This window comes from Pleomorphomonas diazotrophica, from assembly GCF_002844595.1.
Classification (GTDB): Bacteria; Pseudomonadota; Alphaproteobacteria; order Rhizobiales; family Pleomorphomonadaceae; genus Pleomorphomonas; species Pleomorphomonas diazotrophica.
Genome location: NZ_PJNW01000015.1, coordinates 55647 through 69859, shown reverse-complemented (window position 1 = coordinate 69859; position 14213 = coordinate 55647). Strand labels below are relative to the sequence as shown.

Below are 14213 nucleotides of genomic sequence, written 5' to 3'. Positions count from 1 at the left end.
GGACCTCAGGACGAGAAGGCGCGGCGGCCAGTATCGGACTCCCTTCAACGAGGGGAGCCCTATACATATCCCTCGCCCTCTTCTGCCTGAAGTCCTGGCCTTCGCCAGGATGACAGCTTGATGGAAGCGGGAGACAGCCCGCCCGGCGGCGAGCAGACGCACTAACTTATTGTTTCATATCAATTAATTGTCATCCCCGCGAAGGCGAGGACCTCAGGACGAGAAGGCGAGCCGCCGATATCACGCTCCCCTTCACTGGGGAGCCCTATATATCCCCCTCGCCCTTTTCGGCCCGAGGTCCTCGCTTTCGCAAGGATGACAGATTTATATAGAGGAATCAGTTCGTTGGCGGCTCGCCCCTCACTATCAAGCTGTCATCCTGCGCTTTAGGCGCAGGACCTCAGGACGGTGGGGTAATCGGCCAATATCACGCTCTCCTTCGTAGGGCTCCTGCGGCCTGAGGCGAAATTCGCTGGGGCGCGGCATCCCTGGGCATCCGCTTGGCCCGAAAAGTCTGCAACTTTTCGGGCGGATGCCCTTGGCGACGAGCGCGAGAACCGGAGCGGAGCGGGCTTAAGGCCCGTGAGCACCGGAAGCGCAGCGCTCTAAGCTAGATGCCCGCCCCAGTAGAATTTTCGGTCAGGCCGCTAGGCCGCCCGGACGGTGGAGAGGAAGCGGCTGACTTCCTCCCCCAGCCTTGCCGACTGGCGGCTCAACTCCGAAGCCGAGGCCAGCACCTGGGTGGAGGCGGCGGAGCTTTCCGAGGCGGCGCGCGTCACGCCGACGATGTTGGTGGACACCTCGCTGGTGCCGGCCGAAGCCTGCTGGACGTTGCGGGCGATCTCGTTGGTGGAGACGCCCTGCTCCTCCACCGCCGCGGCGATGGCGGTGGCGATGGCATTCATCTCGCGGATGGTGGTGGTGATGGTGCCGATGGCCGAGGCCGACTCCATGGTCGAACCCTGGATCTCCTCGATCTGCCGGGCGATCTCCTGCGTCGCCTTGGCGGTCTGATCGGCCAGCGACTTCACCTCCGAGGCCACCACCGCGAAGCCCTTGCCCATCTCGCCGGCCCGCGCCGCCTCGATGGTGGCGTTGAGGGCGAGGAGGTTGGTCTGTCCGGCGATGTTGGTGATCAGGCCGACGATGTCGCCGATCTTCTGGGCCGCCTCGGCAAGCCGCCCCACCTTGGCGGCCACGGCGTCGGCTTCCTTGGCCGCCTCGCCGGCGATCTGCGCCGAATGCTGCACCCGCTGGCCGATCTCGCCCACCGACGCCGCCAGTTCCTCGGCGGCCGAGGCCACCGTCTGCACGTTGGCGGAAGCCTGCTCGGCGGCGGCGGCCACCGCCGTCGACTGATGCGTCGTCTCCTCGGCGGTCGCCGACATGGTCTGGGCGGCGCCCTGAAGCTGGTGCGAGGCGGTGGACACGGCGCCCACCACGCTGCCCACGGCCGCCTCGAAGTCATCGGCCATCTGCGCCATGACGGCCCGGCGGTTTTCCTCCGCCTTGGCCTTCTCGGCCGCCACTTGCTGCTCAAGCTCCCGGTTGTGGACCAGCTTGTCCTTGAAGAAGCCCACGGCCGAGGACATGGCGCCGATCTCGTCGCCCCGGCCGGCGCCGGGAATGGCGATGGAAAGGTCGTTGTCGGCAAGGGCCGACATCGCCTGGGTCATCTCATTGAGCGGGCGGACGACATGCCGCCGCACCACGAGATAGCTCACGGCGGAGAGGGCCGTCGCCGCCGCCATCAGCGCCGCATAGGTGAGGAACAGGGCGAACTGGCGGCTTGCCGCCGCGTCGGCCCGGTCGAGCGCCACGTCGAGCACGGCGTTGGCGACGGTGGCGATCTTGCCGAGCGCCACGGTGATCTCGGCCTTGAAGGCGTCGAAGGTCAGCGTCGGTGTGCCACCGGCCGAAAGGTCGTCCAGCGCCTTGACATAGGCGTCGTTGAAGGGACCGGCGAAATAGGCCTCGTCGGCCACCGTCACCGCGCGGTCGAAGTCGGGGCCGAGGCCCTGCGTGCGGGCCATTTCCTTCATGCTGGCCCAGGCGATCTCCGCCTGCGCCCGGCCGGCGACGATGGCCCGCGCCTCGGGCGGCGCCAGGGGCTTGCCGGCGGCCAGCGCGCCCTGCAGCAGCACGGCCGGCGTGCCCGACACCATGCGGGCGGTCCAGGCCATCTGCTTGGTCAGCAGCAGCTCGCCGCTCGCCGGATCGCGGCGGCGGATCTCGGCGTCGAGCTGTTTGGAAGCGGTTTCATAGACGGTCAGAATGCCGGCGCTCGCCTTCATGTAGCCCTTGAGGAAGTCAGCATCGCGCGCTTCCGGCGCCTTGGCGAGATTGGCATCGGCACTGGCCCTGAGCGCCTTCATGGTGTCGTAGGCGGAGGTGACGGTGTCGGACGTCTCCTTCCAGCCGGGGAAATCGGCAAGCGGCTCGGCCGCCACCTTGGCCATGTTGCCGTCGACGCTCCCGCGATACTCCGCGACGCTCTTGAGGAAGGTGGCCGCCTTGTCGGCCGGCAGGCGCAGCGCCGTGTCGGTGTCCACCCGCTCGAGGCGCAGCGCCTGCAGGGCGGTGAACACGGCGACATTCTGGTTGGTCAGCGCCGTCACCGAGCGCGCCGTCTGCCAGGATGAATAGCTCGACAGCATCAGCTTGGCGCTGAGGCCGATCACCGTGACGCAGATGAGGAGCGTGAAAAAGCCCAGCACGGTCCCGAGGCTGAAGCGACTTAGAAACTTGCTCAATTTGCCCTCCCGAAAGCATCCGCCGGCCGGACCGGGAGATCCTGTCGTCAAGCGAACGCCCGCGATCTTCGCCGCGCAACCCTTTCCGATCCTGACGATCCCCGGGGCTCCGGCGCAACATATGGAAATGGTGGGGCTGAACTATTGAAAAGTTTCTTAAGTAATAACTGGAGCGACCTGTAATAGAAATTGGTTTTCCTAATTTACATCGGCGACCCGATCACCAATTTATAGAAAATACCATATCTTTCGCTTGCAGTCTTCGTGAAGGCTCAACCAATGGAAGAGCATGGATTCTCCGCCCTGATGGGTAGATGTTCTTGCAACCACTGCTGACAGACGCCAGAAAACGCCACACGTTTCGCGGCAGGGCGTCGTTTTTCCCAACTTGATGCAGGATGAACGGCCAGATCGTCTTTCGCCACCGCCCAAGACCATTTGCAACGTTGCCAAGGGTTCCGCCGATCTATTGATATCCGCGCCCCAGCCGAACTAAATCGATATTGGGAAAATGTAACGGGTTACATGATCGCCCTACATGAGGGGCGGTCGCCGGCCGCCGCGCAGCACCCACACCGCCTCCCCGCCAGCCTCTGCCCCGCCGTCGCCAACCCGTCATCCCCTTGCGACCAAAGTAGCGTCGTCAAAAAAGCTGGCTACAGCCGCGCGAGCTTCAGGAGATCGAGCGCCAGCGTCGGCGCATCGACTGGCAAGCGTTTGAAGCCGTGCCGCAGGTAGAAGGCTTCGGCATCCGGCGAGATGGCATGGACCACCACGAGCCGGGCCGACACGTCCTCGGCGGCCCGGAGCGAGCGCAGCACGGCGCCCTTCATCAGCGCGGCGCCGAGCCCCCTGCCTTGCCACGCCGCGTCGACCGCGAGGCGGCCGAGCACGACCGCCGGAATGAACCGGGGCATGTTGCGCCGGACCGAACCGATGGCCTCCTGATTGAGGATCTGTCCCATGGCGAGGGCGTAGAAACCGACGACGCGCCGGCTTCCGGTCTGACAGGACACGAAGGTGCGGCTGGCGCCGAGCGCCATGTTGGCAAGCGCACGGCCGCGCAGCCAGTCGTCGAGGCTGGGCTCGCCCGACTGGAAGGCGCCGGTGTCGTGGTCGTCGGCGAGCAGCGCGGGCGCCGTGAACGGAAAGCCGCCGTCAGTCACGGGACCAGTCGGTCCGGGCCGCCATCAGGCGCTTCATCCCCTCCGCTTCCTCGGGCGTGACGGGAGCGTCCATCCAGTCGAGGGTTTTCCGGAAGGCGGGAGCATCCATGTAGACCGAGGTCTGGTCGAGCAGTACCGCCTTGGCCTCCTTGATGGCGGAAGCCAGCATGAACTGCGACCGGTTGGCGCCGACCAGCTCGGCGGCCCTGTCGATCAGCACCCGATCCTGCGGGCGGGCGCGCAGATGGATGTTCACGTCGGCGGTGGCTTGCGGCTTGGACATGCCTTCTTATGCCCCGCTGTGTTGACAAGGTCAACACAATCTCAAGGATGCTCGAAACCGGACGCCTGATATTCCGCCAGATGGCCCCCTTCCCGCCACTCAACCGCTGCGAAACACCGCGCCGGTCATTTCGACAATCCCATCTCGATCATCTCCAGCATCCGCGCCGCATCCACCGGCGCGGCGATCAGCACCACCTTGAAGGCGCCGGTTGCCGGATCGAAGGCGGTGTTGATGGTGAGCGGCCGGCTCTCGGCGTCGCCGGAGAGCGCCGCCGCGCCGAGAAGCGTCGCGAGGCGCTCGGCCGCCTCCACCGTCATGTCGGGCACGTCGACGATGACGGTGGCGCGGGCGCCGGCGGCCGGCTGGGCGCTCCCTTTCGCAACCCCGGCGAAGGCGTCGAGCTTTGCGCGGTCGATCCGGTAGGCCTTGCCGATCCGCGTCGCTTCGAGCCGCCCCTCGCGGATGTGGCGCAGCACCGTCTTGGGATGCAGCTTCAGCGCCTCGGCGGCCTCCTCCACCGTCAGCAGCGGGTTCGCCATCAAAAAGACTCCTTATCACTCCCTCATAGTCCTATAACACGTAACAATGAGGAGCAATAGGATATGACCGAACCCACCCCCGCCGAGGCGATCAAGGCCGAACTGCGCCGCGACCTCGTCGCCGCCATGAAGCGGGGCGCCAAGGCGGAGATGGCCCTGCTGCGCCAGCTCGTCGCGGCGCTCGACAATGCCGAGGCGGTGCCGCTCGCCGAGACGCGCCCCGCCGCCGTCCATCATCTTTTCGGCGCCGGCACCGCCGAAGCCGAGCGCCGCCATCTCACCCTCGATGACATCGAGGCCCTCCTCCGCTGGGAAATCGACGCCCGCCTCGAGGCCGCCGCCGAGTTCGCCCGCCTCGGCGTCGACACCCGCGCGGAGGCCCTCACCGCCGAGGTGGAACTGATCCGGCGCTATGTCGGGGGGTGAGGGAGGCGCCTCTCTGGCTGAACGCACGGCTGGCACGAAGCATGCAACCACAACCTGTGAGCAGCAGTGGAGGCCAGCATGGCAACCGGTTCAATCGATGGCAGCTTGCGGGGCATAGCCAGGGTAATCGCCAATCCCCCTAGGTTGAGTCCAGAAGATGTGCGTCGCCTTCCCGTGATAACGCGATCTCAGGGAGACAGCGGCAAAGGGGTGCGAACTATGTCCGCAACTGCAACAGCATCTGTTTTGACAGGCGTCCGCTTGGGCCTAGACCTCAACTCGAGGCGAGTCTCTGGTGAAAACCTTGCAAGTAAACTGATCAAGCGCACGGAGCCTAGCCCAGAGATTCTGGCGGAGATAAAGGCCAACAGGGAAAGAATGAAAGTTCAACAAGCCGAGGCTGAAAAGACAAAGGCCGAGGCCGAGGCAGCCAGGACCCTTAACAATAACGATACCCACCTTCCAAACATAACAAATCTCAGTCTCGAATCCGCGATCAAGATGAAGGGCTTTGTCGAGGTCGACATAGAACAGGGCCTCGATGGAGCCGGCAACATCTTCGGCCACTATGGAGACAGGCAGGTCAGTTCCCTCAAGGAATACCTGTCCCTTTTGAACGCCTACATCGACGGCGAGTCGAGCCCCTCCACACCGCCCACCTCGGCGCAACCGACCACACCCGGCGCTGATACTCCCGCTTCACACACGCCAACGCAGACCGAACCGGTCGTCGGCGCCGATCCGAACTGGACCGATCCGGTGGGCAAACCCGGACAGAACCACATCTTTTTCCCCAATGTCGCCTCGCTCACCCGCGAGACCGCTGCCGCCGTCTACCGGCAGGTCAGCGACATGGTGAAGACGCAGGACACCTCGGCCTCCGTCATCCATGCCCGCAACGGCAGCGCCGGCACCTACTCGGTGGACACATACATGCCCTGGCTCGCCCAGCGCGCCGCGGTCAACATAGAGGCGTAGCGGCGCCGGGCACACGCTGAGGCGGCAGTTCATGCCTGCCGGAAAGGGTTGCCGGCAGCTTTTGCCGCTACCCCGCCGCGAGCACCCCATTCGCCCGGAACCACGCCACCTCGTCCCGCAGCGTCTCGGCCACGGGGCGGAAGGCGAGGCCGAGTTCCCGCTCGCTCTTGCCGGGGTCGTAATGCGAGCGGTCGGCCTCCCGCGCCACGGCGCGCGCCATGGCCCAGCTCAGCAGCACGGGCCGGCCGGTCAGCCGGGCGTAGGCCTCGTAGCCGGCGGCGATCAGATAGAGCAAGCCTTGGGGGATGCGACGGGTCGGCGTCTTCACGCCCGTGGCCGCGCCGATCAGCGGCACCAGGTCGGCCATGGTCATGTGCCGTCCGGCGGCGAGATAGCGCTCGCCGCGCCGTCCCTTGGCGTTGGCGAGGATCATCGCCCGCGCCACGTCGCGCGCGTCGACCACCGAGAAGGAGCCCGGCGGCAGGCCGGGCAGGCGCCCCGCCGCCACGTCCAGCACCGTCTGCCCGGCCGAGGTCGGTCCGATGTCGCCCGGCCCGTGCATCCAGCCGGGCAGCACCATGGCCGCCCAGAAGTCGGGGTGGGCGTCCAGAAAGCCCAGCACCTCGCGGTCGGAGAGGATCTTGCTGCGATAATAGTCGTCGGCGTCGCGCTCGTTTCGCAGCATGGTCTCGTCGATCACCGCGCCCGGCGCGCCGTAGAGCACGGCGACCGAGCTCACATGAACGAAGCGCCGCACCCCGGCGCCGAAGGCCTGCTCGAGCAGCGCCCGCGTGCCGTCCACATTGGCCGCCTTCAGCTCCGGCCAATGACTGCCGCCCTTGTAGGAATCGCGGAAATAGGCGGCCGTGTGGAACACGACATCCACCCCTGAGAGCGCGTCGGCAAAGCCCGGCACGCTGAGCATGTCGCCCTTGACGATCTCCACGTCGAGCCCGGCGAACTGCCGCGCCGCCTTCTCGGGCGATCGGACCAGCGCCCTGACACGCCAGCCGTCGGTGAGCAGCTCGCGCACCAGATTGTTGCCGAGAAGGCCGGTCGCCCCGGTGACGAAGGCCAGGGAACGCGGCGGAATGGATAGAGGATCGCTCGACATGAAGGGGCTCCAGATGTAATGGAGTATCCTTCATAAGGCTGGACCAAGGTCCATGGTCAAGGGGTGTATCCATGCTGATCGGCGAATTCGCGGCGCGGACCGGGCTCAGCCAGGACACCATCCGCTTCTACGTCCGCAAGGGCCTTCTCGCGCCGGAACTCGGAACGAAGGGCGGCCGCAACCCCTACCAGATCTTCTCCGAACGCGACGCCTCCACCGCCCGCATGATCCGCTTCGCGCAGTCGCTCGGCATGCCGCTCCGGGAGATCGGCCAGATCGCCGCCGAACTCCAGCGCCAGGGCCTGTCGCCGGCCCGCGAGATCGAGCTGATGGACGAACAGCTCGAACGGCTCGCCCAGAAGGCGGCCGAGCTCGCCGAGCTCACCGACTACCTGCGTCAGAAGCGCGACTGGGTGGCGCGCGGCAAACCCGGCCTTGAACCCCGCTTCCTCGACATGTCCCCCTGCCCCGCCGCGCCGGAGTATCCCCCGCCGCCCCGGCGATGACGGGGACGCGCGGGAGACCGGCTGCGGTGGGTCGCAATCGGGTTATCCCACTGAGTCCTATATATAAATCTGTCATCCTTGCGCAGGCGAGGACCTCGGGCCGAGATCGCGCAGCGGCCACTATCAGGCTCCATGAACCAAGGGAGCCCTATATCAACCGCTCGCCCCTCCCTGCATGAGGTCCTCGCTTTCGCAAGGATGACAGATTTATATAGAGGAAACAGATGGATAAGCCGCACGCGTGCTCATCCCCCACATCACATGCCTCCAGCGGAGGGCGCAACCTCCAAGTCCCAATCACGACACCTATCTACTTGTTATATATCAGTTAATTGTCATCCTCGCGAAAGCCGCTTGAATTCGCGCGCGAATTCAAGGTGGACCTCAGGACGAGATCGCGCAGCGGCCACTATCAGGGGCCATGAACCAAGGGCGCCCGGTATCCCCCGCACCGCCCCTTCCTGCCCGAGATCCTCCGCCTTCGCGGAGGAGGACAGCTTGATGGGACGGGGAGACGGATCACCACCCCGCGCCCCATCGTCGCCTCCCTTCCCAGTGCAGCCGAAACGGACGATAAGCGTTGTCCGTCAATGGGCCGGTCCGGCCCGCCGACCCGCTCACCCCCTTGCGACGCCCGATGCCCAGCCTCTCCGCCCTTGCCGTTTCCGGTTTCCGCCTGCTGCTCCGGCTGCGCCGCTATCGCGAAATCGGCCTCCTGGCGCTTGCGACAGTGGTGGGTTGCATGGCCGGCATCGTCGTCGCCACCATGAGCTGGGTCACCAACACCGCCCACCAGTGGCTCTACATGCTGCCGTCGGGTGAGCGGCTCAGCGAGCAGGAGAGCCTCGGCCATCCGGCGCTGGCCCTGATCCCGGTGGCCGGCGGCATTCTCCTTGCCCTGCTCGCCCTGCTGACGCGCCGCCGCTTTTCCCGCCCTCCCGTCGACCCCATCGAGGCGAACGCCCTGCATGGCGGCCGTATGTCCGTGGGCGAAAGCCTCTTGGTGGCGGCGCAGACCATGATTTCCTCCGGCTTCGGCGCCTCGGTGGGTCTCGAGGCCGGCTACACCCAGGCGAGCGCCAGCTTCGCCTCGCGCATCGCCGACGCCCTGCGCCTGCGCCGCCGCGACATCCGCACCCTCGTCGGCTGCGCCGCCGCCGGCGCCATCTCCGCTGCCTTCGACGCGCCGGTCACCGGCGCCTTCTACGGCTTCGAGCTGATCATCGGCACCTATTCGGTGGCGCTCGTCGCGCCGGTGCTGGCCGCCTCGCTCGCCGCCAGCCTGACGGCCGGCTGGCTCGGCGCCTACCAGACCACCATCGAGATCGGCCACGTGCCCTTGCTGACGGCGTCGGACCTCGCGCCCTTCATGCTGCTGGGCCTCATCGGCGGCCTCCTCGCCGTCGCCGTCATGCAGCTCGTCACCGGCGTCGAGCGCGCCTTCCGCCTGGTGAAGGTGCCCGCCTGGGCGCGGCCGGCCATCGGCGGCGCGCTGGTCGGCGGCCTCGCGCTCCTCACCCCGCATGTGCTCGCCTCCGGCCACGGCGCGCTGCATGTCGATCTCGTCGCCTCGACAAGCTGGCAGATGCTCATCGCCCTGTTCGTCCTGAAGGCGCTGGCCTCGGCGCTGTCGCTCGGCTCGGGCTTTCGCGGCGGCCTGTTCTTCGCCTCGCTCTACCTCGGTGCGCTGATGGGCAAGGCCTATGCGCTGATCCTGATCGCCACCGGCCTCACGCCCGACATGTCGCCGCTCATCGCCTCGGTCATCGGCATGGCGGCGATGGCGGTGGGCATCGTCGGCGGCCCGATGACCATGGCCTTCCTGGTGCTGGAAACCACCGGCGACCTCGCCATCACCAGCGCCGTGCTCACGGCCTCCATCGTCGCGGCCGTGGTGGTGCGCGAAACCTTCGGCTACTCCTTCTCCACCTGGCGCCTGCACCTGCGCGGCGAGACCATCCGCAGCGCCCATGACATAGGCCGCATGCGCTCGCTGACCGTCTCCAGGATGATGCGCTCCGACGTGCGCACCGTCTCCTCGGGCCTCGGCCTCACGAGCTTCCGCGCCATGTTCCCGCTGGGCTCGACGCAGCGGGCCATCGCCGTCGACGGCAACGGCGGCTATGCCGGCGTCGTGGTGGTGGCCGACGCCTACGCGCCGGAGAGCACCGAGGGCCGCACCGACATCGCCCCGCTTCTCCGCCACCGCGAGGCCATGCTGCTGCCCTCGATGACGGTGGCCGAGGCGGCCAAGCTGTTCGAGACGGCGAAAGCCGAAGAGCTCGCCGTGGTCGAAAGCCTCCACACCCGCAAGGTCGTCGGCCTCCTCACCGAACAATACCTCCTCCGCCGCTACGCCGAGGAGCTCGACAAGGCGCGACGGGACCTGACCGGCGAGGGGTGAGCGGGGCGCCCGATATCTGCCTGGGCCGGAAGGACAGCATCATGACAGCGGAAGATAACTCAGCTGGCGCAGGACATAGCACACGCTATCCGCTTGTTATATATATATAAATCTGTCATCTCTGCGAAAGCGGGGACCTCAGGACGAAAAGGTGGTGAGGGAGGTATCAGGCGCCCTCGGGTGGGGAGCATGATATCGGCGCAGGACCTCCAGACGGTCGAGCTCCCGGCCGGTATCGCCTCCCCTCACCCGCCCTGCCGCACCACCGCGCCGATGGCGTTGACCACCAGGCGGGCGGCGGTGAGGGCGGAGAGGCCGGTGGGGTCGGCGGCGGGGGCGAGTTCGACGAGGTCGAAGCCGGCGATCTTGGCCCGCCGGCCGACGCCGGCGATCAGGTCGATCGTCTCGGTGTAGCTGAGGCCGCCGGGGCTGGGCGCCGCCACGCCGGGCATGATGCCGGGGTCGAGCCCGTCGCAATCGAGCGTGATCACCACCCGCGCCCCCTCGGGGATGCGCCGGAGCGCCGCCGCCGCGCCCTCGGCGTGGATCTCGCGCGCCGTCACCAGATGGCTGCCGTAATGCCGCGCCGCCTCGATCTCCTCGAGCCGCGCGCTGCCGACGCCGCGCATGCCCACCTGCACCATGCCGTGAACGTGGCCCATCTCGCTCGCCCGGCGCATCGGGCTGGAAAAGCCGTGGCGCTCGCCATAGCGCTCGTCGCGCCAGTCGATGTGGGCGTCGATCTGCAGCACCCACACCGGACCATGCCCGGCGAAGCCGGCGAGGAAGGGGATCACCACGGAATCGTCGCCGCCGAGCAGGATCGGCACGGCATCGGCCGCCAGCACCTCGGCCGTCTTCTCGGCGATGCGGGCGCGGTTGCCGGCGCTGTCGTCGGCAGCGGTCTCCACGTCGCCGATGTCGACAGCGGAGATCGGCCCGCCGGCGAACAGCGGCCCGCCCAGATCGAAATCCCAATGACCCAACAGCGGCGCGTCCTCCTGGCTCGCCGCCCGGATGGCCCCGGCCGCATTGGCCGAGCGGCTGTCGCGGCCGCGATAGGCGCTGCCATGGCCGGCGCCGAAGATCATCGCCCGCGGCGCCCCTTCGGCGAGGCGGTCCGGCAGGCCGAGAAAGGTGGGCGGGCCGAGAAGCAGCGGAGAACGGGTCATGGGCGCCTCAAGCGTCGGAACACCCCGGGATAATCCACGACCAGGCCGGCCGCGTCCACCTCGATGTCCGCGGAAAAGCCGCTGTCGAGCCCCTCGTAGCGGTAGACGCCCTCGCCGGGAAGGCGCGTGTAGCGCTGGGCGACGCGCCTCGGCCGGAGCCCACCGCCCGCCGCATCGGGCAGCGGCACATAGGCGACGGCGATCTCATGGCTGTCGCCGATGCCGAAGCCCAGCCGCCGGATGGGCAGCGTGTTGGTGGCGGGCGTCACGCGGATGTCGATATCGACCGCGCCATCGAGCTCGGGCAACTGCCGCCCCTCGGCCGCGTCGTGCCAGTGGCCCTCGCCATCGGCTTCGAGATGCAGCACGGGGCCGCCGACGAAGGCGACGCGCACCTCGCGGGTGCGGAAAGCGGCGTCGGTGCGCAGCTTGTAATGCGCGCCATAGAGCCCTTCCTGCGTGCCGGCCACCACGCCCTCCAGCGTCAGGCCGTCATCGGCGAACCGGGCGGCGCAATGCTCCAGCCCCTCGCCCTCCCACTCACGCCAGCAAACGATTGTCGTCATCGGCGCCTCCTCGCAAACGGATGGGGGAATCCTAAAGCATCCGCCCGAAAAGTTGCAGACTTTTCGGCGAAGCGGATGCGCGAAAGCTCGTAGGAGAGGTAAGGCGCAGGCTGCCGGAGCCCGATATTTCGCGGCCGCCCTTTTCTGCCTGAGGTTCTCTGCCTTCGCAGAGAATGACAGCTTGATGGGAGCGGGAGACAGCTCGAAAACCCGCAGGCGAACAGGAGGCATCCATTTGTTCCATATATATAATTCTGTCATCCTCTGCGTAGGCAGAGGACCTCAGGACGGTGGAGCGAGCCGCCGATATCAGGCTCCCTTTCCACCCCCTCGCCCCACAACCGCCACATGGAGGGTCAGGATCGCCGCCGGGGGCTACCACGACATTGCGCGAGGCATTGATGCACGATCTTCTTTTCCCGACCCGCCGCTCGCTGCTCGGCACGGCCGCCACCGCCGGTCTCGGCCTGATGCTCGCCGGCAGGGCGCTCGCCGCCGACGACGAACTCGCCGCGCTGGAAAAGCGCAGCGGCGGCCGGCTCGGCGTCGCCGCGCTCGACAAGGCCACCGGTGCCCGCCTCGTCCACCGGGCGGACGAGCGCTTCGCCATGTGCTCGACCTTCAAGTTCGTGGCCGCCGCCGCCGTGCTCGCCGCCGTCGACCAGGGCAAGCTCAGGCTCGACAAGTCCATCTCCTACGGCAAGGCCGACCTCCAGGACTACGCCCCCGTCGCCAAGGAGCACGTCGCCGAGGGCTCCCTGAGCCTGGAAGTGCTCTGCCGCGCCGCCGTCGAGATGAGCGACAACACCGCCGCCAACCTGATCCTCAAGGAGATCGGCGGCCCGGCCGGCTGGACCGCCTACGTCCGCGCGCTGGGCGACGCCACCTCCCGCCTCGACCGCACCGAGCCCTCGCTCAACACCGCCGACGAGGGCGACGAACGCGACACCACCACCCCCGAGGCCATGATGGGCACCCTCGACGCGCTGATGGTCGGCAACGCGCTGTCAGAGACCTCGCGCAAGAAGCTGGAGGAGTGGATGCTGACCGGCATCGTCACCGGCCCGCTGATCAGGGCCGGCGTGCCGAAAACCTGGCAGGTGGCCGACAAGTCGGGCAGCGGCGGCCACGGCACGCGCAACGACGTCGGCATCATCTACCGGCCCGAAAAGGCGCCCATCCTGGCCTCGATCTACTTCACCGGCTCCGACCTCGACATGCCCGGCCGCAACAAGGTGATCGCCGACACCGCCGCCATCATCGCCGCGCGCTTCGGGTGATGAGGAGAGCGAGGGGCGGCGATATATGCCCCTCGCCACTTTCTTGGCCGAGGTCCTGCGCCTTCGTGCAAGATGACACGCTATATAATTGTTTTTGTTATATAAATTACCTGTCATCCTGCGCGAAGGCGCAGGACCTCAGGACGGTAGAGCGCGCCGCCGATATCACGCTCCCCACACCACCATCCCCCTCGCAGGAACAATCCCCCACCCCAGCGGTTTCCCCGAACCGGCGTCGCCATGGACACCCCCTTGCGCGGCGCCGGGTCCGCAACAACAGGAGGCCGCCATGCAGGTGAGCGAAGCGATGACGCGCGACGTGCGCGTCGCCCACGCCGAAGAAACCATCGAACAGGCCGCCCAGCTGATGGCCGGGCTGGACGCCGGCGCCCTGCCGGTCAGCGAGAACAGCCGCCTCGTCGGCATGATCACCGACCGCGACATCGCCATCCGCGCCGTGGCCCGCGGCAAGGGGCCTGACACGCCGGTGCGCGACGTCATGACCGACGACGTCAAATACTGCTTCGAGGACCAGCAGCTTGAGGACGTCAGCCGCAACATGGGCGACAACCAGGTGCGCCGCCTGCCGGTGGTCAACCGCGAAAAGCAACTGGTGGGCATCCTGTCGCTCGGCGACCTGGCGATCGCCACCCGCGACGGCATGGCCGGCGAAGCCCTGACCGACATCTCCCGCCCCGGCGGAACGCACACCCAGACCGGCTGACGGGCAGCGCGACGGGAGCGAGGGGCGCCACCATGCTTGCCCCTCGCCTCTTTCAGGGACGAGGGGCGATGCCATAAGGCGCCTATCTCCCCCCTCGCCCTTTCCTGCCTGAGGTACACCTTGAGTTCGCGTGCGAATTCAAGCGGCCTGCTCGGGAATGATGGTGGCGGGAGGTCCTTCGACAGGGCGAGGCGCTTACACTTAAGCTACTGTTTCATATCAATAAACTGTCATCCTGCGCGAAGGCCGCTTGAATTCACGCGTGATTTCAAGGAGGACCTCAGGACGGTGGAGCGCAT

The 14213-nt window shown here is 67.2% G+C and carries 13 protein-coding genes; 6 read left to right on the top strand and 7 right to left on the bottom strand.

The genetic code is table 11. From position 1 onward, the window contains the following. Window positions 1–647: 647 nt before the first annotated feature. The 4 genes from CXZ10_RS17515 to CXZ10_RS17500 form a co-directional block, all read right to left on the bottom strand. Entirely contained in the window at window positions 648–2753 is a 2106-nt protein-coding gene (locus CXZ10_RS17515; protein WP_101290659.1) for a methyl-accepting chemotaxis protein, read from the bottom strand. Window positions 2754–3409: 656 nt separating this feature from the next. Beyond that, the gene (locus CXZ10_RS17510; protein WP_342212727.1) at window positions 3410–3919 is read right to left on the bottom strand and encodes a GNAT family N-acetyltransferase; all 510 of its coding nucleotides are present in this window, start codon (window positions 3917–3919) and stop codon (window positions 3410–3412) included. Further along, window positions 3912–4202, bottom strand: a complete 291-nt coding sequence (locus CXZ10_RS17505; protein WP_101290658.1) for a type II toxin-antitoxin system TacA family antitoxin — start codon at window positions 4200–4202, stop codon at window positions 3912–3914. The genes CXZ10_RS17510 and CXZ10_RS17505 overlap by 8 nt, the downstream gene beginning before the upstream one ends. A gap of 125 nt (window positions 4203–4327) precedes the next feature. Then, on the bottom strand, window positions 4328–4744 hold the full coding sequence (locus CXZ10_RS17500; protein ID WP_101290657.1) for a helix-turn-helix domain-containing protein: 417 nt from the start codon (window positions 4742–4744) through the stop codon (window positions 4328–4330). Window positions 4745–4807: 63 nt separating this feature from the next. Here CXZ10_RS17500 and CXZ10_RS17495 point away from each other — a divergent pair, with 63 nt between their 5' ends. Then, window positions 4808–5170 carry a GatB/YqeY domain-containing protein gene (locus CXZ10_RS17495; RefSeq protein ID WP_101290656.1) on the top strand — a complete coding sequence of 121 codons (363 nt, stop codon included), beginning with the start codon at window positions 4808–4810 and terminating at the stop codon, window positions 5168–5170. A gap of 219 nt (window positions 5171–5389) precedes the next feature. Then, the gene (locus tag CXZ10_RS17490) at window positions 5390–6148 is read left to right on the top strand and encodes a hypothetical protein (RefSeq protein WP_143741558.1); all 759 of its coding nucleotides are present in this window, start codon (window positions 5390–5392) and stop codon (window positions 6146–6148) included. A gap of 67 nt (window positions 6149–6215) precedes the next feature. Here the strand turns inward: CXZ10_RS17490 and CXZ10_RS17485 are convergent, their stop codons facing one another. Further along, entirely contained in the window at window positions 6216–7262 is a 1047-nt protein-coding gene (locus CXZ10_RS17485) for an SDR family oxidoreductase (protein ID WP_101290654.1), read from the bottom strand. A 71-nt stretch (window positions 7263–7333) separates the two neighbouring features. Between CXZ10_RS17485 and CXZ10_RS17480 the strand changes: the two genes are divergently transcribed. After that, entirely contained in the window at window positions 7334–7768 is a 435-nt protein-coding gene (locus CXZ10_RS17480) for a MerR family transcriptional regulator (protein ID WP_101290653.1), read from the top strand. A gap of 637 nt (window positions 7769–8405) precedes the next feature. Then, window positions 8406–10172 (top strand): chloride channel protein, encoded by a 1767-nt coding sequence (locus CXZ10_RS17475; protein ID WP_101290652.1) that lies wholly within the window; start codon window positions 8406–8408, stop codon window positions 10170–10172. Window positions 10173–10417: 245 nt separating this feature from the next. Here CXZ10_RS17475 and CXZ10_RS17470 read toward each other — a convergent pair whose 3' ends face one another. Both CXZ10_RS17470 and CXZ10_RS17465 read right to left on the bottom strand, forming a co-directional pair. After that, the gene (locus CXZ10_RS17470; protein ID WP_101290651.1) at window positions 10418–11344 is read right to left on the bottom strand and encodes an agmatinase; all 927 of its coding nucleotides are present in this window, start codon (window positions 11342–11344) and stop codon (window positions 10418–10420) included. After that, window positions 11341–11910, bottom strand: a complete 570-nt coding sequence (locus tag CXZ10_RS17465) for a putative glycolipid-binding domain-containing protein (RefSeq protein ID WP_101290650.1) — start codon at window positions 11908–11910, stop codon at window positions 11341–11343. Before CXZ10_RS17465 ends, CXZ10_RS17470 begins: the two co-directional genes overlap by 4 nt. Before the next feature lie 401 nt (window positions 11911–12311). Here CXZ10_RS17465 and bla point away from each other — a divergent pair, with 401 nt between their 5' ends. After that, on the top strand, window positions 12312–13190 hold the full coding sequence (gene bla, locus CXZ10_RS17460) for a class A beta-lactamase (RefSeq protein ID WP_101290649.1): 879 nt from the start codon (window positions 12312–12314) through the stop codon (window positions 13188–13190). A gap of 289 nt (window positions 13191–13479) precedes the next feature. Continuing rightward, window positions 13480–13914, top strand: a complete 435-nt coding sequence (locus tag CXZ10_RS17455) for a CBS domain-containing protein (RefSeq protein WP_101290648.1) — start codon at window positions 13480–13482, stop codon at window positions 13912–13914. Window positions 13915–14213 lie beyond the last annotated feature (299 nt).

Excerpts from the sequence above, each read along its gene's own strand:
- CXZ10_RS17505 (WP_101290658.1), bottom strand. The coding sequence starts at position 4,202 with ATGTCCAAGCCGCAAGCCACCGCCGACGTGAACATCCATCTGCGCGCC.
- CXZ10_RS17500 (WP_101290657.1), bottom strand. The coding sequence starts at position 4,744 with ATGGCGAACCCGCTGCTGACGGTGGAGGAGGCCGCCGAGGCGCTGAAG.
- CXZ10_RS17495 (WP_101290656.1), top strand. The coding sequence starts at position 4,808 with ATGACCGAACCCACCCCCGCCGAGGCGATCAAGGCCGAACTGCGCCGC.
- CXZ10_RS17490 (WP_143741558.1), top strand. The coding sequence starts at position 5,390 with ATGTCCGCAACTGCAACAGCATCTGTTTTGACAGGCGTCCGCTTGGGC.
- CXZ10_RS17485 (WP_101290654.1), bottom strand. The coding sequence starts at position 7,262 with ATGTCGAGCGATCCTCTATCCATTCCGCCGCGTTCCCTGGCCTTCGTC.
- CXZ10_RS17480 (WP_101290653.1), top strand. The coding sequence starts at position 7,334 with ATGCTGATCGGCGAATTCGCGGCGCGGACCGGGCTCAGCCAGGACACC.
- CXZ10_RS17475 (WP_101290652.1), top strand. The coding sequence starts at position 8,406 with ATGCCCAGCCTCTCCGCCCTTGCCGTTTCCGGTTTCCGCCTGCTGCTC.
- CXZ10_RS17470 (WP_101290651.1), bottom strand. The coding sequence starts at position 11,344 with ATGACCCGTTCTCCGCTGCTTCTCGGCCCGCCCACCTTTCTCGGCCTG.
- CXZ10_RS17465 (WP_101290650.1), bottom strand. The coding sequence starts at position 11,910 with ATGACGACAATCGTTTGCTGGCGTGAGTGGGAGGGCGAGGGGCTGGAG.
- bla (WP_101290649.1), top strand. The coding sequence starts at position 12,312 with ATGCACGATCTTCTTTTCCCGACCCGCCGCTCGCTGCTCGGCACGGCC.
- CXZ10_RS17455 (WP_101290648.1), top strand. The coding sequence starts at position 13,480 with ATGCAGGTGAGCGAAGCGATGACGCGCGACGTGCGCGTCGCCCACGCC.